General features: G+C 39.2%; 16 protein-coding genes. 6 read left to right on the plus strand and 10 right to left on the minus strand.

Annotated elements, in window-relative coordinates:
• Positions 1-76: 76 nt before the first annotated feature.
• The 9 genes from GJV03_RS08560 to GJV03_RS08600 all read right to left on the minus strand — a co-directional run bounded on the left by GJV03_RS08560 (position 77) and on the right by GJV03_RS08600 (position 12,971).
• Positions 77-3,211, minus strand: a complete 3,135-nt coding sequence (locus GJV03_RS08560) for a TonB-dependent receptor (protein WP_154129882.1) — start codon at positions 3,209-3,211, stop codon at positions 77-79.
• Between the two features lie 274 nt (positions 3,212-3,485).
• Positions 3,486-4,499, minus strand: a complete 1,014-nt coding sequence (locus GJV03_RS08565) for a FecR domain-containing protein (protein ID WP_154129883.1) — start codon at positions 4,497-4,499, stop codon at positions 3,486-3,488.
• Positions 4,500-5,021 (minus strand): sigma-70 family RNA polymerase sigma factor, encoded by a 522-nt coding sequence (locus GJV03_RS08570; RefSeq protein ID WP_239045901.1) that lies wholly within the window; start codon positions 5,019-5,021, stop codon positions 4,500-4,502.
• Positions 5,022-5,303: 282 nt separating this feature from the next.
• The gene (locus GJV03_RS08575; RefSeq protein ID WP_151802770.1) at positions 5,304-5,741 is read right to left on the minus strand and encodes a transcriptional repressor; all 438 of its coding nucleotides are present in this window, start codon (positions 5,739-5,741) and stop codon (positions 5,304-5,306) included.
• Positions 5,742-5,758: 17 nt separating this feature from the next.
• Positions 5,759-6,184 carry a YbaN family protein gene (locus GJV03_RS08580; protein ID WP_034615170.1) on the minus strand — a complete coding sequence of 142 codons (426 nt, stop codon included), beginning with the start codon at positions 6,182-6,184 and terminating at the stop codon, positions 5,759-5,761.
• Positions 6,185-6,215: 31 nt separating this feature from the next.
• Positions 6,216-6,812 carry a biliverdin-producing heme oxygenase gene (locus GJV03_RS08585; protein ID WP_004721344.1) on the minus strand — a complete coding sequence of 199 codons (597 nt, stop codon included), beginning with the start codon at positions 6,810-6,812 and terminating at the stop codon, positions 6,216-6,218.
• 41 nt (positions 6,813-6,853) lie between these two features.
• Positions 6,854-7,711: an energy transducer TonB gene (locus GJV03_RS08590; RefSeq protein ID WP_154129884.1), complete on the minus strand. Its 858-nt coding sequence runs from the start codon at positions 7,709-7,711 to the stop codon at positions 6,854-6,856.
• 902 nt (positions 7,712-8,613) lie between these two features.
• Positions 8,614-11,730 carry an efflux RND transporter permease subunit gene (locus GJV03_RS08595; RefSeq protein ID WP_154129885.1) on the minus strand — a complete coding sequence of 1,039 codons (3,117 nt, stop codon included), beginning with the start codon at positions 11,728-11,730 and terminating at the stop codon, positions 8,614-8,616.
• Positions 11,727-12,971: an efflux RND transporter periplasmic adaptor subunit gene (locus tag GJV03_RS08600; RefSeq protein WP_154129886.1), complete on the minus strand. Its 1,245-nt coding sequence runs from the start codon at positions 12,969-12,971 to the stop codon at positions 11,727-11,729. Before GJV03_RS08600 ends, GJV03_RS08595 begins: the two co-directional genes overlap by 4 nt.
• A gap of 136 nt (positions 12,972-13,107) precedes the next feature.
• Here GJV03_RS08600 and adeR point away from each other — a divergent pair, with 136 nt between their 5' ends.
• Complete coding sequence (adeR, locus tag GJV03_RS08605; protein ID WP_004721351.1) at positions 13,108-13,839, plus strand: efflux system response regulator transcription factor AdeR; 732 nt, start codon at positions 13,108-13,110, stop codon at positions 13,837-13,839.
• Positions 13,829-14,920, plus strand: a complete 1,092-nt coding sequence (gene adeS, locus GJV03_RS08610; protein WP_105712959.1) for a two-component sensor histidine kinase AdeS — start codon at positions 13,829-13,831, stop codon at positions 14,918-14,920. Before adeR ends, adeS begins: the two co-directional genes overlap by 11 nt.
• A gap of 176 nt (positions 14,921-15,096) precedes the next feature.
• Here adeS and mobR read toward each other — a convergent pair whose 3' ends face one another.
• Positions 15,097-16,779: a phenol degradation transcriptional regulator MobR gene (gene mobR, locus GJV03_RS08615; RefSeq protein ID WP_154129887.1), complete on the minus strand. Its 1,683-nt coding sequence runs from the start codon at positions 16,777-16,779 to the stop codon at positions 15,097-15,099.
• Between the two features lie 405 nt (positions 16,780-17,184).
• Here mobR and GJV03_RS08620 point away from each other — a divergent pair, with 405 nt between their 5' ends.
• From GJV03_RS08620 to GJV03_RS08635, 4 genes are all read left to right on the plus strand, one after another.
• Entirely contained in the window at positions 17,185-17,475 is a 291-nt protein-coding gene (locus tag GJV03_RS08620) for a phenol hydroxylase subunit (protein WP_056512494.1), read from the plus strand.
• Between the two features lie 18 nt (positions 17,476-17,493).
• The gene (locus GJV03_RS08625) at positions 17,494-18,495 is read left to right on the plus strand and encodes an aromatic/alkene monooxygenase hydroxylase subunit beta (protein ID WP_056512498.1); all 1,002 of its coding nucleotides are present in this window, start codon (positions 17,494-17,496) and stop codon (positions 18,493-18,495) included.
• A 12-nt stretch (positions 18,496-18,507) separates the two neighbouring features.
• A complete protein-coding gene (locus GJV03_RS08630; protein WP_004721361.1) occupies positions 18,508-18,777 on the plus strand; it encodes an MmoB/DmpM family protein in 270 nt (89 codons plus the stop codon).
• Positions 18,778-18,843: 66 nt separating this feature from the next.
• On the plus strand, positions 18,844-20,370 hold the full coding sequence (locus GJV03_RS08635; RefSeq protein WP_004820631.1) for an aromatic/alkene/methane monooxygenase hydroxylase/oxygenase subunit alpha: 1,527 nt from the start codon (positions 18,844-18,846) through the stop codon (positions 20,368-20,370).
• The last annotated feature ends 5 nt before the right edge of the window (positions 20,371-20,375 follow it).

The following is a 20,375-nucleotide window of genomic DNA, read 5'->3' on the forward strand; positions in this document are numbered from 1 at the left end:
AGGAGTACGTGTCTTATTTTCCACACATTTATTGCACACCAAGTGCAATAAATTTGGTTAATTACCTCTAAGTTCCTTAAAACTTATGGGTAATGCTTAGCTTAAATGTTCGACCTGGTGCTGCAATTGCCGAACGAGTTAATGGATCAATATAGAATTCGTCAGTGAGATTAGTCCCCACCAGTTCAAATAAGGTGTCTTGTTTAAGTCGATAATTGATATAAGCATCCACAATGGTCATTGAGTTCCATGCCAAAGGGGTATTGGCGTAATAACTCATCTCTATATCGTTATAGTTTTTCGTTTCAGGATTTTCATACTTATGGTGATAACTCGCACGAGTTCCGACTTCAAGTTTTTGATCAAAGAATCGTCCACCAAGTGTTAAATTCACTGAATATTTTGGGGTTGCCATACTGACTAAATATCCGCCTACAAATCCATCATCAACACAACGATTTAATAAAAACTGGTGGCTCGCCCCTAAAAGCATCGCTGAGTTTTCATCACAAACTTTATTTTTAAAACGATAATTGGCACTTAAGTCAGTAAAGAAACGCCCATTGTCAAAGCGACTTTGCAGTTCTAATCCTTCTGTGGTAAGGCTATCGACATTGCTAAATGCCAAAGTTGGACTACGCTCAATCGCATTCTTAGTTTTGTTATAGTAATAAGCCAATTTAATATCTGCATAACTGCTGTTTTTAAATAACTCAGATAGATTATGAACATAGGCAAGTTCATAATTTGATGCATGCTCTGGTTGTAACTTATAACCACTTAAGGTTCCAGAAAACCCAATCGTGCTTTCAAACATACTTGGCATTCTATAAGCTTCGCTATAACGTAAATACATTCGACTATTGGGGCTAAAATTAACCGTTGCTGAAGCTGTCGGTGTCCAACCATGATCTTTGCTTTTTTGCACACCTGTTTTGGTTAAATCAATATCTTCATAACCGCTAGGAATGCCACTACCAGAATAATATCCATAATCCCGACCTTGTACTAAGGTCCCATTTAAAAAGGGATTATTGGCAATGGTTAATTTTCCACGGTTATCCATTTTGTAATCAATTTTATTAGATTTCTGATAAATTCGACTTAAAATTCGAGCCTGCTTGCGCTCCTCAGTCCAACCTTCCGCTAAAGCAAGAGCCTCAATACTTTCTCGTGTTTGCTGTTCAAGTTCTGGTGTCATATTTGGGCGTTTAGTAAAATAAGTCATACTTAATGCCGTGGCTTTTTTAATCAGGCTAAACTGGGGATCACCCGCATTGACTCGTTCATTAAGAAAATCATCAAAGGCCCAATAGTTTTGATATCTTGCACCTGCGTTTAAATTCAGCCATGAGACAGGTTGATAGTCAAAGTTAAAATTAAATTCTTTTTCTTCTCGACGACCTGCTCTCGGTAACATCCTATAACCCGAATTTGTTCCGTTAATATTCGGGTCTTTATAAATATCATCCGAACTGAGTTTTTCTTTTTGAAAACTCCCCCCAACAGTTAAACCCAGATTAGACAGCAATTTAAACTTATTACTTAGGGTCATTCCTTGGCGAGTATTGTCTGAGTTTGCGGTAGCACTGTTCACAAAAACACCCAAGTTTGCATTGGTATCATTGGGAAATCCACCTGAACTATAGGTATGACTCTTGGTATCAGTCCGCCAAATATTGCCGTAGAAATCGACTAAATTATTGTTTTGAGGTTGATATTTGTATTCCATATTATAGGCTTTGGAGTCGATATGACTTAAAGGCCATTGTGGTACCCCTGCTTTATTTTTGACGACTTCACCCCAAGCAATTCGTGAAGGTAAAATTTCTCCATTGATGATTGAACTGTCCCGATAACCGAACTCTAAACGCTGTTCATCTGTAGGTTTCCACGCCGCTTTTAACAAATAAGATTCTGTTTCAAGGGATGTATTGGGAACTTCTGTACCTCCTGGGTAAACTTTGGCAAGGTATGGAACGTAATTAAATCGTCCTGTGGCAGGTTTATCATAAAAATCACTGCCATTTTTCCCTGCAAAGTGATTGCCTTTATTACGATAAGCATAAGCAGCCAAAACTTCAAAATTATCACTACGTCCTGCCAAAGCAATACGTGTTGCAACATCATCGCCTGAATAAATATTATTTTCTTTATTCTGCCGTGCTACTTTAAATAAGGATGGATCATAATAAGGCTCGAAAACTGGATTGCCTTGCCAGTCCGTTCCTGTAGCTGGATAATTTGGATTATCGTAAATGCTTTGACCAGTTAATAGTTGTGGTTCTCTAGGTTTCACTGCATTGCTGCTGGTTTCTACTTTTATCTCCCCACCAAAATTTTTACCTTCCTTTAAAACATCATCTACAGCTAGAGTATGAATAACGACCGCACCACCCACACCTGTATTTACATTGCGTGTGATGGAAGGCCCCTTAATGACTTGTAGCCCACCGATTAAATTAGGGTCAATATAACTCCGATTATTCGCACCGTTATAGCCACGCCATACAGTGAGTGCCTGTTCTGTCCCATCAATAAGGACAGGAACACGGCCCGGTCCTTGAACACCACGGATACTTGGATCTAAAGCACCACTGTTTCGGGCATCACCACTGTATACGCCGACCATTCCCTTGAATAAGTCTGCTGGCTGAGCACCTTTATATCGTTCTATTTGCTCTTTGCTGGCATAGACGCTAGAAATATCTTGATCATAAACATCATTCTGCCCTTTTGTATCGCGACTGACTGTGCCAAAAACAGTCATTGGGCTAAGTTGTACGACATTTTCTTGATCAGCTATCATCGGCTGAGATTGTACTGGAATGGGTCTAATTTCAGCTTTATCCACATGCTTCAATATATAGCCATTTCCGACTTTCACCACAGTAAACTCGGTTGCTGCTAAAATATGTTGAAAGCCATTTTCTAAATTATATTGTCCACTTAAACCTAAGCTACTTTTACCTTTGAGCTGATTTGCATCAATTGCAATCGAGGTCCCCGCTTGCTCGGCAAAGGTATTCAGAACACTGGCAAGTGAACCCGCTGGAATATGATATGACTGCGTTTCTGTACTGAGCGCATAAGTGCTTTGTGTCGCGACTGTTGTTGCTACACCCACACAAACGAGATGAATCGCCAATGCCAATGATGTCACTTTGAAAGAATATTTTGGATGCTTTTGACCGCAAACAGCTTCACTCATTTTACGCCCCAGTAAATGTAAATAAGAATCATTCAATATATTAAATTAAATGTATTCCTAATATTTGCTTCTACTTACTATGACGTACAAGAATTGAAAAAGTGGAACCGTTTATTCAAAATAAATTTAAATTATCTATCTTTTATTTTTCCAAGATTATTATTGATTATATTTATCCATCATTTTTAAAAACGATATGAATTTTATCCTAGAATTTTAGGCTTAATTTAAAGCTAAACAGCATGATTCAAACCAAGTGCTTAAATCATGCTGTTTATTGCAAAGTCACAACTGTGAAATATGGGGTGATTTGATAGACATTTAGCTGAGGGAATACACTGCTTAATAATTGCAATGCACTTTCGGTATGATCTAAAGGTAATACAGCATTGACCTTAATTTTTTCTAACTTTGCAGCGTTAAATATAATTTTTTCTTTGCTGTTTCGATTCAACTCATTTAGCACTTTTGACAAAGACATATTTTCAACAATCAAATGCCGTTGATTCCATTTCTGCTGTTCATTGTATAAATTAAAAGTATGTATAGGTTGTATACCATTTCGATCAAGTATGACTTCTTGCCCTGCTGTCACAATCACAGAAGATGCTTTGGTTTGATCTAACTCTTGTTTCGAGGACTGAACTTTCACTTTGGAATGTAGCATTTTAAGCCCAGTCGCGTCTGGCTGATATTGAACACTAAATGCAGTTCCCAATGCTTCAATTTGACCATATTGGGTTTTGACAATAAAAGGACGGGCTTTGTCTTTGGCCACATCTACAAATATTTCCCCTTGAACCAACTCCACAACACGCTGATTTGCTGAGAAGTCTAGATTAACCGCACTCTGACCACTGAGTTTAAGTTGTGAACCATCTGCTAAGGTTTGAGTTGTCCATTCTCCCGCATGATTTTTAATATCAGCGGTTAGATATGACACTGGATAATAAATAAAATAACTATAAATCCCCCCTACACAACACAATATCACCGTCAAAATTCCACCATAGCGCATATTTTTTTGCTTGCGGGCACTATGTAAACCTGTTTTTAATACAGATTGGGTCATTTTCTGTTGTTGTGGATTCTGTACCAGTTTTTGAATAGAAGTAATGTATTGCTCGATATCTTGAGCAATTTTTTGGCGTTGTGGACTCTTGCTTTTCCAAGCATCAAAATCTGTTTGCGCTGTTCTTTTGAGTAAGTCATCATCGGTACTCAGCAGCACAATCCATTCCGCTGCTTCTTCGATTAATTTTTGCTTACTCTTCTCTTCTTCAATCATTTACTCAAACAAATCCTTCTCTTGTTTCAGTGCGTAGCATTGCACAAGGCACGTTGCTAGATATTTTTGAATCATCTTGGTTGAAACACCAATGATTTCTGCAATTTCTTTATGGGTTAAACCTTCAAAATAATGTAGCACAAAAGCTTGTTGTGCTTTTTCAGAGACGCGTATCAAAGCCTGACAAATCTGGTCAATGGCTTGAACAACCTGTAGCTGATCTTCTGGTGAAGGAATTGTATCCAGAATATATTCCATCTGACTTAATTCATTCAGATAAGCTTGCTCTATGCGCTTACGGCGCACCTGATCAATCATTAAATTTCTGGCAATAGTCACCAGATATGCACGAGGTTCTTTTACTCCAAAAAGTTCATCACGCGTTTGCAGAATTTTAATAAACGTATCTTGTACCAAATCTGCGGCTTGCTCACTATTGCCTACTTTTTTTCTAAGCCATTGATGCAACCAAGATTGGTGATTACGGTACAATTGATCTACAAATGCAGGATTTTTGTTCACAATAGGATCAACTCTTTGACGGTCTGTTAAATGATAATAATTATCATTTAAATGTCAAGACACTCTGAGAGAAATTCCCCATATATATGATTATTTTTAGTTCATGTACATCCTTATGTTCTATTTGATCGTTTAATATACTTAAAAAATAAAGCTAAATTATCAATAGTTAATGCACATTGAACCTCAATATCTTGGTTATCATTCAGTGTAAATTCCGATTTATTATTTAATTTTATGGATATTTTTATCATAAAATAATCTACCCTTTGGCATGTTGTTTTAATGACTACAATAAGGACAAGAGGGTTTTTCTATAACAAGATGATATGAACTTGCACCATGTTCTAAAATAAGTCCTCGAATTTGCTGCTCTAAAGCCTCATCATTAATTTGTTGCAACTGACTACACTTTTTACAATATATTCTCATATTGGTTTGACTTCCCTTGAATGAATATAATGCTTGTTCACTGCCCAGCTTAAATTTAACTAACAATCCTGCTTTAACAAGCTGTTTCAGGGTTTGATAGACACCAGCAAAAGATAATTTTTTCACTTTTAAATCTGGACTATACAAAATTTCGGCTGCTGTCAGCTCTCGTTGTGCATTTCTTAAAATATTCAGTACAGTCAATCGTGTTGTAGTTACTTTTAAATTTGCTTGCAACAGCAAGCATTTAAGTTCTTCAGTATTTTTATAATATTCAAAGATTTCCATCCTGAGATTATCCTCATTTATGCTTTTAACCACATCCACAATTGCACACAAACCATCATCACAATAATGGTTCCTACTGCCCATGGATGAGGCACAGTCCAAATTAAAATGCCAGCAGCTACACTCATACTGGCCAAAGAAAATAGTTTTACTTTTACTGGCAAAGTTCGTTTGAGTTGCCATTGCTGTAAAATTGGAGCAATGACTTTATTATTAACAATCCACTGATGCATTCGCTGCGAACCCTTTGCAGCAAACAACGTCGCAAGAAAATAAAAATCAAACGTAGGCAAACCAGGAACCACCAAACCGATCGTCCCTAAGACCAGACATAACCCCGCCAGTGCAATACAGATCCAGCGAACCAACCATGACTTCGCCAATCTCGGCTCCGACATAGAAATACTGGTATTTAGATTGGTCTCTGACCCCGTTTGCTTCATTGCTTGATTTCCTTTATCCATCATCAATTATTTATTTCAGTGTTTTTAATTGTGCTAAAAGTTCACCAAAACGATGAAAGCCTTGCATAGCCCCCTCAATAATCAATTGCTGTTCCTCTAAACTAAAATTTGCATCATCTAGGGTTTGCTTGAAACGCTTCCACACTAATCCACGACCCTCTGGATATGCTGCTAAGTTACGTGCAGCAAAATCAGCATTAAAGCCAAATCTAGCCTGAGCCTCTTTGAGTAAAAATGCTGCGCCTAAGGTTGAACCTTCTGAAACATAAATCCAGCCCAAAGATTGTGGAAAACTAATTTCATCTGTTGCAATACCCTGCTGCTGAGGCGTTAAACCTAAATCAGCCAAGTCTTGTAAAGCTGCATCGGAACGCCCACGCACATCTAAATCGGGAATCAATTGTTCAACCTGTGAATCTTGATAAAGATGTTCAACATCTTTCTGAAAATAATATTGCGACAGAGTGAATTGCGCATAATTTTCTTTACTCTCAAACGCGCCTGATTGCTGCATCAAGATTTCCATACGTTCATGCTCTGCCAGTGTTTCTTGTTTCAAGCGTTGCATTAAACTGCTACTGATCACTTTTTCTGTTGATGCGTTCATAAAAACTCCTAAATAAGCCCTTTCATTGTTTAATAATCCAATCAGCGATTACGACCAAGCTTAAGCTGAATGGGAAAATCCACCACGATTGCCAATGCTTCACCATTGACAATATGTGGTTTAAATTTTGCTTTTTGTGCAGCTTGTATAGCTCTTTCATCCAAACTACTAATACCTGAGCTTTGCTTTACTCTGACATCTATCGGCTGCCCTTGAGGATTGATTTTGATGGTGAGAACCAACAAGCGCTGCTGGTTTTGCAATTCGCGATCATCGTAATTAAGCTTGCCAAAGCTGAGTACATCGACCCGACTCACGGGAAGCGGTTGCTGTGGTTGAGAAGTAGAGGCAGCGTTTTGTTCTTTTTTATTGTCTTTGCCTGCTTCACCACCTGCACGTTTGGCTATCTCATTTGATTGACCTGAAGCAGTCTGTTCAGTATTCGTAGATGATTTTGTTTCAGTGAATGTTTGTGTTGACTGACGATTTGATTCAGATTTACTTTCCGTCTGTTGATCGGTTGGTTTTTTTTCTTGTGCTTTTGTTGTCTGTTGTGTTGTTTGATCCATCTTCAACTTTTTTGACTCAGTACTATGTATCACTTTGACCTGTTGTTGATGTTGTATCGCTGTTGCTACTGTAGATTGAGGTTGTGCTTTTGATTGCGTTGCAGCTTGCTCTGATGCCGTCTGCAGCTTTGTACTGCTTTGTTGTACAACATCGGTTTTGTTCAAGCTGATAAAACGAATTTGAATCGCATTTTCAGGTGAATGTGATTCAATACGAACATCTGTTTTTAAATAAGACAAAGACCATAACAACAATATATGACTGATCACTACCCCACAAAGCGTAGAGTATTTTTGCTTATCATTTGAAGCGAGAATTACAGCAGACATAGGCTTAGATACAGCACAAATAAATGTAGCGCATTTGCTGAGTGCTGGATAAAACCCTGTGCTTTTCTTGTCTGCTCAATCTATTGTATTGCGTTGTACTGTTCATGAATCCTTCCTGCTTCGTCTATCAGATCAATTGCCGTGAATTTAAAAAACACTGCCTTTATCTATATAGACGAATGAGAAGGCAAAAATGCCTAATGAGAAATGTAATTAAATGTAAATAAGAATGGTTTAGAGGAGTTAATTTGACGATAAAAATGCGGGGAACTAACCATATCTATTCAAATGTAAAGTCAATCTGTCAAAAAACTCAGACACATGAATATTATTGCCATTAATTAATATTTTCTATTAAATCAAATATATGTAAAAATTTGTTTGGTTATAAAAAAGTTTACACTGCCACAACCTACATTCAAAGTTTAAATATCTTTGCGTAGGCGATGCCTCACTTTTCAGAGATGAAAAGATGACAAAAATCTTCCGTTGGGCGAGGGGTACGTCCTGTACCCCCGCCCAACGGCGACCTCCATGTCGCCCCACGGTAGGATCACCATCTATGATTCAAAAGCACAAAAACGAATTGATAACCAACAGTTTCTAAAAGTTCATACAAAAACTTAAGCTTCATTGATGAACAATGACTTGATGGAAATCATTTGTATGAATTATTAGGTGGTTTGTCTATATAACAATAAACTTATATAAATAATGCAGTTAAAACAACTGACCTGTATATCTAAAGAAAACTATACGAGATAAAAATAATAGGAAGAAAAATTAGGCATCCAAATAAATGCATATAATAAATGCGGTGATTCGCTAGAAATATTGTAGAGAACAAATGCTTATCCTCTACAAAACACAAGACTAAAAATTAAAAGCTTAACGCAGAGCGCTTAAGGCAGTTTACGTACAGGTAAAGCTTTGCCACGTAATTTCTCAACTGCGCTGAGAATAAACACAAAAAATACTGGGACAAAAAAGATTGCAAGTATCGTCGCACTGACCATACCACCAAAAACCCCTGTACCAATCGCATGCTGAGTTTCAGAGCTTGCACCTGTAGCAATCACCAATGGAATCACACCAGCGGTAAAAGCCAACGATGTCATCAAGATCGGTCTTAAACGAAGTTTGGCAGCTGCAACAGTGGCTTCAATCAGAGTCATTCCTTCTTCTTTTAGCATTTTGGCAAATTCAACAATCAAAATGGCATTTTTTGCAGATAATCCAATGATGGTAATTAAACCCACTTTAAAGAAAATATCATTGGGAATTCCTCGGAACCATACCGCAACCACTGCACCAATCATACCTAAAGGTACAACCAACATCACCGACAATGGAATCGACCAACTTTCATAGAGTGCAGCAAGGACGAGGAAAACTACCAACATTGACAATGCCAATAAGAAATTGGTTTGCGCTTCTGACTGTTTTTCCTCCAAGGATTGCCCTGTCCACTCATAACCAATTCCTTTTGGTAATTGCTCAATCAGTCGCTCCATTTCCTTCATCACTACCCCTGAAGAAACCCCTTCTGCGCCTGCCCCTGCAATACTCAATGATGGTCGTCCATTATAGCGATTGTATTGCTGCGGAGACTGTGTCCACACAGGTGTAACAATCTCAGACAGTTTAACCAGTGCTCCAGTCTTGTTAACCACATTCAAATTTAGAATATCAGTGACTTTCATCCGTGAATCAGCATCGACTTGAACAATCACTTGCTGCATTCGTCCTTGATTTGGAAAATCATTGACATACATTGAGCCCATTGAAGATGAAATGGTATCTGTCACATCAGCAAAATTCACACCTAAAGCTTCTGCCTTATTACGATCAATTTTTAAATCGACATTACTACCTGGCGGTAAACCCTCTGGATAAACATAAGCCAGTTTTTTACTGGTTGCTGCAAGACCGATCAACTGCGCTTGTGCCTCATTCAAAGCTTGCATTCCAAGATTACCGCGATCTTGTAAACGTAAAGTAAAGCCCGAAGTTGTTCCCATTTCTTCAATTGCAGGCGGTAAAACAGACATAATCGTACCTTCTGCACTTTCTGCCATTGCCGCATTTACAGCGTTAACTTCATCTGCAGCGGAGGTATTTCTGTCTTTAAAATCTTTTAAATTTGTAAAGGCAATGGCTGTGTTATTACCAGAACCACTAAAGCCAAACCCAAGTACAGAAACATTTTCCTTAATACTTTCTCTGCTTTTTAAATGTTCCTCAAACGATTTTACAATGGTCAATGTCCGCTCTTGACTGGCATCTGCAGGCAATTGAAATGAGGTGATAAATGAGCCTTGGTCTTCTTCTGGTAAAAAAGCAGTTGGGATCGATTTAAACGCAAATACTAAGAAACCTGTCAGAACAACAAATACAATCATCACAGTAAAAATGTGTTTCAACAATTTCACTAAAATTGCTTCATACTTTTTATTGACGCGGTCAAAAAAGCGATCAAACCACGCAAAGAAGCCTTTTTTCTGATGATCTGCTTCAATCGGTTTTAACAAGGTTGCACAAAGTGCAGGGGTTAAGGTCAGTGCTAAAAATGCTGAGAATGCAATGGATACCGCCATGGTCACGGTAAATTGTCTATAGATAATCCCGACCGAACCACTGGCAAAGGCCATTGGTAAAAATACCGCCACCAGTACCAAGGTTATCCCGATGATTGGACTGGTAATTTCTTGCATTGCTTTAGAAGTCGCATCAACAGGTGATAAGCCTTCCGTTGCCATGATACGTTCCACATTTTCAATCACCACAATCGCATCATCGACAATAATACCGATGGCTAAAACCATACCAAACATGGTTAAAACATTGACCGAAAAACCACTGATCAACATCACTGCAAATGTGCCCAGAAGTGCAATCGGTGCAACAATTGAAGGGATCAAGGTGTAACGAATGTTATGTAAAAATAAATACATGACAAGGAAAACCAACACCATTGCTTCCAGCAAAGTCATGATTACTTTTTCAATCGAAATTTTAACAAACGGCGCAGTATCATAAGGAATCGAATATTGCATCCCCTTTGGTAAAACCTTGCTCAACTCCTCAACTTTTGCTTTGACCGCTTCAGATGTCTTGACTGCATTCCCCCCTGGGCTCATTTGAATCGCCAAAGCGGTTGCTGGCTTTCCATTTTCTAAAATAGAAAAACTATAGGTTTGCGCACCAAGCTCCACCCGTGCAACATCTTTCAGTGTGACTTGTGCGCCACTCTGATTGGCGCGCAAAGTAATATTTTGAAATTCTTCGACTGTACTTAATTGTCCTTCAGCCGTTAATGGCAGTGTAATCATCTGTCCTTGGACCGCAGGCAAACTCCCGATACTTCCCGGAGATATCGGCGTATTTTGTGCTTGAATGGCATTTGTGACATCTTTTATCGACAGCTGATAAGACACCAGTTTGTTTGGATCTATCCAAATACGCATGGCTTTTTCAGATCCAAAAGATTGGATACGTCCAACCCCTTCAACCCGTTTTAATTCTTCAACCACATTTCGAACCAAATAATCACTTAAATCAATTTCTTTAAATTGATCATTTGGTGAGTTAATTCCGACCATCATCAGAAATCCAGAAGATGCCGCTTCAACAATCAGACCTTGCTGTCTAACAGATTGTGGCAATCTCGGTTCGATAGACTTTAGTTTATTTTGCACATCTACCTGAGCCAACTCTGGATCAGTCCCCGGTTTAAATGTGGCGGTGATACTCGCTTGACCACTGGCATCAGAGGTGGCGCTGTAATAAAGTAAATTCTTTACTCCTGATAACTCTCTCTCAATCAAGGTGACAACACTATCATTCAAGGTTTCTGGTGTTGCTCCCGGATAAGTTGCATAGATACTAATCGAAGGTGGTGCAACTGAAGGAAAACGAGAAATCGGCAACTTTGGAATACTTAAGACACCAAACAGAATAATAAAGAGTGCAATTACCCATGCAAAGATTGGCCGTTTAATAAAGAACTGCGATATCATAATTTTTCTCCTGTATTCGGAGAAGACTGACTTGCAGTGCTTTGATCACTACCCTTATTTTGCGTTTGTAAAGTCCCAACATCGGTTGTGTATTGCGACTTCCACTGGGTTATTTTTAAAGGCTGTTCTGGCTGTTGAATTCGATCATGCCCCTCAACGATGACTTTTTCACCAGCTTTAATTCCACTATTCACCACATAGAAACCTTTATATAACTGCCCTAAACTCACTGGACGTGTTTCAGCAGTCTGATTTGCTTTTACAATCATCAGTTGTGCTTGACCTGAAATATCTCTTTGCACAGCTTGCTCAGGTACAAGTAAGGCATTGGGTTGTGATGCTCTGTTTAAACCAACTCTGACATACATCCCTGGCAATAATTTCCGTTGGGGGTTATTTACTTCAACACGGATGGTCACGTCACCCGTATTAGGATCTACGCTGGTATCTGAGAATAAAATCTTTCCTGTGACTGGATACAATTTACCCTGACTATTGGATATGCTGACCTCAGCACCACCACGTTGTAATAACGAACCATCATTCAAACGATCTTGCAATTGCTCATATTCAGAAATTGATTGTTTAACATCAACATAGACTTTATCTAACTGATGCACCAAAGCCATTGGATTGGTATCGCTGGTGCTGACCAATGCACCTTCGGTGACCAGCAACTTACCAATTTGACCTGAAATCGGGGCGCGTACAGTCGCATAGCGTAAGTTTAAATTTTGTCGTGCCAATGCTGCCTTAGTTTGAGCAACTTCGGCCAAAGCCTGTTGATAAGCGGCTTCCGTATTATTAAATTCCTGTTTACTAATGGCATTGGAAGGAAGCAGTTGTCGATATCGCTCCTGTTGCGTTTTTAGACGCACCACTTCTGCCTGTGCTTTTGCCAATAAAGCCTGATTACTATTGACATCTGCTTGAAGAATTTCCGAATTGATCTTAAATAAGGGTTGTCCAGCCTTAACTTCACTGCCTTGGGTAAACAGCACCTTTTCAATAATTCCGCCAACTTGTGGGCGAATTTCTGAAATTCGATAGGCTTGTACACGAGCAGGTAAGTTTTCAATCAAATGAATATCTTGCTGTTGAACGGTATAAATACTGACTTTGGCTGGTGCAGCCTGCTGTGCTTGTTCTGCTTCAGCATTTCCTGAGCGATTACATCCAGTTAACGCACTCCCACTTAAAACAACCAATAAAATAATAAAAAAATAAGGCTTAGGCATCATCTGCACCCAGAGTTCTAGATATGACGATTATTGGCAATATTTGTGTACTTAGCGTCACCAAAGTGTGGAGATTGTGTGGATATAGCCACTAAAAATAAATTATGATGGGCCTGTATCCATTTTAAAGTATCCAGCAATGGGCAATATTTCTTTTGCGTCTGATCCAGCCAGTAAACAAATTTTAGTCGTTGAAGATGATTATGATATCGGCGATATTGTGGAGCATTATCTGAAAAAAAATGGCTTCAATGTGCTTAGAGCACTTAATGGACAGCAAGCCATCGAAATACATGCGCAGCAACAGATTGATCTGGTGATTCTTGACGTGAAATTGCCGATCTTAAATGGTTGGGAAGTTTTAAATCATATTCGTCAATCCAAACAAACCCCTGTGATTATGCTGACCGCATTAGATCAAGAAGTGGATAAAGTCACAGCACTTAGAATCGGCGCTGATGACTTTGTGGTAAAACCATTTAATCCAAATGAAATTATTGCCAGAGTTGAGGCAGTATTGAGAAGAAGTGCAATGTCATCTCAGGCGAAAGCCCAAATCATTAGCTTTAAATCAATTGAAATTAATACAGAAACACTTTGTGTATACATTATCAAAGAACATTCGAAAGCACTGTTAAACCTTACCTTAACGGAATTTAAGATTCTTGCGTTGATGTCGCAAGCACCCTACAAGGTTTTTACCCGATCAGAATTAATGAACCATTGCTTGCCTGATGGTGATGCCTTAGAGCGTACTGTAGACAGTCACATCAGTAAATTACGTAAAAAACTGGAAGATCATCATCAAACTGACTTACTGATCAATGTCCGTGGTGTTGGCTATCGTTTAAGGCAAAATGATGAAAAATAACATTGGAATTAGCCGCCAGCTGATTATCACCATGGCCAAAGTGAGCTTATTGACCACTTGTTTTTCCTTGATTTTTGGCTATTTGACTTATTTTGTTGCCATCGAGTTTAAATTGGTCTCGCTAGAACAGTTAAATTCTGAGGATTGGTCATTTAATTTGATTGATCTGATCTGGATTTTACTGGTGACTTTATGCGGTTCATTAACTTCTGTTTATTTAGGATTAAAATTAGCGCAACGCTTTATCGCCCCGCTAAATTCTTTAGCCATTGCAGCAAGAGAAATTAGTTTGGGCAATCTTTCCGTAAGAGCGCAATTGGACAATCCCTCTTCTGTCGCTGAAATCACAAAGATGATCAATGATTTTAATCGTATGGCAGAAAAACTGGAAATCTCAGTCAACAATGCATCTATTTGGAATGCCGCAATTGCACATGAATTAAGAACACCTGTGACCATCTTACAAGGTCGCTTACAAGGCGTGCTTGACGATATATTTACCCCCGATAAGGCCTTATTAAAAAATTTGCTCAATCAAGTTGAGCAACTGTCATTTTTAATCGAAGATCTAAGAACCCTAAGTCTGGCGGATAATCAACAACTTCGACTTAACCTAGAGTCAGTTTGTCTATCTGACGTCATTACACAATCTGTAAACTTACTTCAAGACCGTTTTGATCAAGCAAAATTAGTCATCGAAACCGATCTATCAGATCAAGCCTGCTTTTTTGACCGACAACGGCTTGAACAGATTTTAATTGCGTTATTTGAAAATGAAATTCGTTATGCACAGGCAGGGATTTTACGGATTAGCACCCAAAAAAAATCAGAAGGTTTGGTTTTAACCATTGAAGATCAAGGACCCGGTATTGCAGATCAGCATATCCCCTTTATATTTGATGCGTTTTATCGACTTGAAGAATCCAGAGGCAAGAAGAATGGTGGCAGTGGTTTAGGTCTATCTGTTGTCAATGCAATTATGATCGCGCATGAAGGTCGCATTGAATATTCCAAGTCACAAGCTTTAGGGGGAAGTTGTTTTAGTATTTTATTTAAGCCCGACGATTTAAATAAAATATGAGATCAACATCCAAGTGTAAAATCGACTTTATTGAAACAAGCATTCAACTCATCTGTTTTAAATTGACAACTATCAACAACTATAAGCAGATAACCTAGCGGCCTGAAGCTGATCAAAGCGCTATCCAAGCATATTTCTATGGCTCTTGGTCTATGGTTATTGGGACCTATTTGATTTTAACCTAGCGTAATTTTCTTTAAACGGTAATCCAATGTTGCCCGACTAATTCCAAGCATACGGGCAGCTTCTGAGACATTCTGTTGGCTTTTATCCATAGCGCTACGAATAATATTTTGTTCAAGTTGATCTAAAGAGAAATTCTCACTAAATAAATCCTCTACATTGATCAGCGATTTTGCAGTTTCACCCACTGCTTCTAAATCTTTATGTTGAGGAAACAAACTGTCCAATTTAATTTCCTGTTGATGATCGGTCAGTAAAGTGGCTCTTTCCAATAAGTTTTCCAACTCACGAATATTGCCAGGCCAATCATATTTCATCATAAAGTTTTTCGCTTTATCACTGAGCCCTTTTAGGGTCTTGTTATACATATTTTCAAAGCGTGCCAAAAAGTGATTAATCAGCAAGGGAATATCTTCTCTTCGCTCACGTAAAGGCGGAATAATCACAGGAAAAATATTTAAGCGATAATATAAATCTGCACGGAATTTTCCATCTTTAACGGCCTGCTCTAAATCCTCATTGGTCGCAGCAACAAGTCTGACATCGACTTGGCGGGTGCGACTATCTCCTACCCGTTCAAATTCACCTTCTTGCAGCATACGTAATAACGCAGCTTGTGCGCGTGGTGAAAGCTCAACCACTTCATCTAGAAAAATTGTTCCGCCATGGGCACGTTCAAATTTTCCCATTCGAGATTGAACCGCACCAGTAAATGCGCCTTTTTCCACCCCAAACAGTTCTGACTCAATCAGATCAGGAGGAATACAGGCACAATTCACTGCCACAAATGGTTGCGCTTGGCGCTGACTGCCATTATGAATACCCCGTGCAAATGCTTCTTTGCCAACGCCTGTTTCACCTTGTAATAAAACTGCGACTTTACTCCCTGCTGCTTTTTTAAGTAGATCACAGACTTTGCGATAGGCGACCGACTCGCCTACCGCATTAAACATGGTGTAATCACTTTCAGCATCGGTATAGATATTTTTCTTTAATTGATTGAGTTCCGCCTGTAAGGCAATGATTTCATCCGAGACGGCATCGGGTGACATAAAGCGAATCAACTCATCGGCATTTTCCCATTCACTCAACGGCTTTCCAATGATTCGACAATGCTCATCACCTTGAGCAACGCAATGTGTCTCTTGATAGATAATGGTCTGCCCCATGACAAAGCTGCTATAACCACAGGCATAACCCAATAACATCCAGCAAGCAGGTTGGTCCGAAGCACCAAATTCACTTAAATGCACTTCTGCCTCAAATGAATTAAGCCAGTTAAAATCAGCATAAAACTGTTTTAAATCATGACTTAAATGCAGCTCATTGACGTCAACCTGCACCATGCCACGGATGCCATGCATTTGCGGTCCAGCCATAAAAGCTTCTGCTTCATTTAAATTTGGTCGTAGTTTTGAGGTCACTTCTGCATCGCGCATGCCTGCTTGGTATCCGCAACGAATAAAAAAGCGTTTGGTGCGTTCAAGCCCCAGCATTTGATAGAGATCTTTTCTTAAAAAGCCCAAAATACTGGTATGCATCAACAACATCCGATTTTCATCAAACCAGATTTGTCCGTGTTGAGCATCAAAAACGATTTTATCGAGTAAATCTTGAATATCTTTGTTCTGTTCCAGTATTTTTTTATATACCTTCACATCTTTGGCTGGGGGCATGATATATCCATCCTTGGCTATATGTCTTTGTGAATGCAATCTTGATATTACCTAATTCTGAACCAAAAGCTTCGCTACCTTTTCTTATATTTTCATACCTTTAAGGTATATTGTTTTTATTTTAACCAATATCAAGTCGTTATTGGTTTTTATAAACATTAACTCGACCTCTCCCATCAAAATCACTGTTTCATCTTTTGATGAAATCAGCATCTCTTTACGTTCATTATTTGATGAAAATAATGTTGTCGTGCTTCATATCCTCATGAGCAATAAATAATAAACATTTGAATTTTAATTAAATTTTAAAGTTGGCACGACTTTTGGAATATCTAAAGCAAACCTAGTACATGAGCATGAAGCTCTACATCGAAATTGTTTTGATGTTGATAAAAGGATAAGCACATGATTGACGCTAAACAGCCTACCGCATTGGTCAAATATATCCGTATTACTGGTGAGCGGAATGCCAAATTTGTCGAGTTCGATTTTGCCATTCAAGACCCTACGCTTTTTGTTGAACTGATTCTCCCCCAACAAGCTTTCCAGCATTTTTGTGAAATTAATCATGTCATTGAAATGACCGCAGAACAACAAGCTTGGAACGATGCGCAGGAAGATAAATGGCGTTATGGCATTGAACCGACTGTTTTAAATCATGCTCGCCAACATTCTGATCAAGAAGATCAGGCTTAATTCTACAAGGAGAAGCTAATGACTTTAGAAATTAAAACATCCAATTTGCAACCGATTCGTCAGACTTATGCGTATATCGAACGCCGTTTTGGAGCCAAGCCCGCAACACGCTACCAAGAAGTCAGCTTTGATATTCAAGCTTCGACAAACTTTCACTATCGCCCCTTGTGGAAGCCAGACAAAACCTTAAATGATAAAACCCATACGGCTTTGCAAATGCAAGATTGGTATGCATTTAAAGACCCTCGCCAATTTTATTACGGTGCTTATGTGCAACATCGTGCACGTCTGCAAGATACCGCTGAAAGTCATTATGCTTTTTTTGAAAAACGTCAGTTGGTCAATAATCTCAGTGATGAAGTGAAACAAAAAATCATCCAGTGTTTATTACCTTTTCGCTATGTCGAACAAACGGCCAACTTACATATGATGTCAGGCAGCGCCTATGGTTATGGCACCGTCATCACCCAAGCATGTATTTTTGCAGCAATGGATCGTCTCGGTATGGCGCAATACATTTCACGTATTGGCTTAATCCTCGATGGCAATACAGGTGAATCATTACAGCAAGCCAAACACACTTGGCTAAATGATGAAACTTGGCAACCCTTACGTAAACTTTGTGAACAAAGCCTAACCGAACAAGACTGGTTCAAACTTTACATTCTGCAAAATCTGTTGATTGACAGCATGTTACAAGAGCTGGTTTTTGGACAGCTGGATGAATGGCTGGTTGAAAATGGCGGGCGTGATATTGCCATTCTTACTGAATTTATGAAGGACTGTTTAACTGATTTAGCGAAGTGGTCAGACAGTGTTTTAAAAACTGCAATTTCAGAATCTGAAGACAATAAAACCCTGATTCAATCATGGATCACGGAATTACTACCCCAAGTTAAACAAGCATTTAGTGCTTGGGCACAAACCGCACTTACGGATTCTGGGATTGATTCAGGTCTAAATAAGATCTCTGAACGTAGCAAAAAAGTCGGCAACATTTTACTCGATTTAGCAGCATAAGGATTTGCCATCATGACCTCTAAAGTTTATTTAGCATTGCAAGACAATGACACCTCACGCTACATCATTGAAGCGATTGAACAGGACAATCCTGAAGCAACAATTCAATATCTTCCCGCGATGATTCGGGTCGAAAGCACTGGCGAACTGGTGGTACGTGCAGAAACAGTATCAGAAAAACTTGGGCAAAACTGGGATATCCAAGAACTACAACTCAACATGATCACCTTGGGTGGCAATGTTGATGAAGATGATGACAGTTTTACCTTGAAGTGGAACTAGCCGTACTTCCCCTAGATTTAAAGCATAAGTAGCAGGCAGCTGCATGTAAGTTAAAGGATGATCAAAATGAATAGCCAAGCCAAAGTAAACAATAAAAAGCTCAATGCCAAAGAACGTTATCGGATACTCACCCGTGATCTAGATTGGGACTTTTCCTATGCAGATCGTAAAGATGCCTTTCCGTATGAAGAGTTTGAAGGCATCAAAATTACCGACTGGTCGAAATGGGAAGATCCTTTCCGTTTAACCATGGATAACTATTGGAAATACCAAGCAGAAAAAGAAAAGAAGCTATATGCCATTTTTGATGCTTTTGCACAAAACAATGGGCAAATGAATGTTTCAAATGAACGTTATGTCAACGCGATTAAATTGTTTTTAACCGCGGTAACCCCGCTTGAGTATCAAGCGTACCAAGGGTATGCCCATGTTGGGCGTCAGTTCAGTGGCATTGGTGCACGTATCGCCTCGCAAATGCAATCCATTGATGAATTACGTCATGTACAAACCCAGATTCATGCGATGAGCCATTACAACAAGTTCTTTGATGGCTTCCAAGACTGGGCACATATGCATGACCGTGTCTGGTACTTGTCTGTACCTAAATCATTCTTTGAAGATGCACGTTCAGCGGGGCCTTTTGAGTTTTTATTGGCAATCAGCTTTGCCTTTGAATATGTCCTAACTAACTTATTGTTCGTTCCTTTCATGTCGGGAGCAGCTTACAACGGTGATATGGCAACCGTAACATTTGGCTTTAGTGCACAATCAGACGAAGCACGCCACATGACGCTAGGACTGGAAATTGTAAAATTCTTACTGGAACAGCACGAAGATAATGTGCCAATCGTACAAGAATGGATTGATAAATGGTTCTGGCGAGGAACTCGCCTGCTGTCCATCGTCGGCATGATGATGGATTACATGTTGCCAAATAAAGTCATGTCATGGAAAGAAGCTTGGGAAACTTATTTTGAAGAAGCAGGTGGCGCTTTATTTAAAGACTTAAGTCGCTACGGGATTCGTATGCCGAAATATAGTGAAGTGATTAGCAAAGAGAAAGAACATGTTTCGCATCAAGCATGGTGGATTTTCTATAACTTCGGTCATGCAGCAGGCTTCCATACGTGGATCCCAACAGATGAGGAAATGGATTGGCTCTCAGAAAAATACCCTGACACGTTTGATAAATACTACCGCCCACGTTGGGAACTTGCTCGAAAAATGGAAGCTGAAGGTAAACGCTTCTATAGCGCAGGTTTACCTCAATTGTGCCAAGTGTGCCAAATTCCAATGACCTTTACTGAAATGGATGGTGACCCAACACTATTTAGCTATCGTGATTCAATTTACAAAGATGAGCGTTATCACACTTGCTCTGATGGTTGTCATGACATTTTTGAACGCGAACCTGAGAAATACATCCAAGCGTGGTTGCCTGTACATCAAATTTTGCAGGGTAACTGTGGTGGTCCAGATTTAGAAAGTATTTTAAGGGATTACTACAACTTTAATGTCGGTGCAGACAATCTCGATATTGAAGGTTCACCTGACCAACAGCGCTGGAAAAAGTGGAAAGGCAACGCAGCTTAAACCCT

This window comes from Acinetobacter sp. RIT698 (assembly GCF_009668065.1).
Classification (GTDB): Bacteria; Pseudomonadota; Gammaproteobacteria; order Pseudomonadales; family Moraxellaceae; genus Acinetobacter; species Acinetobacter guillouiae.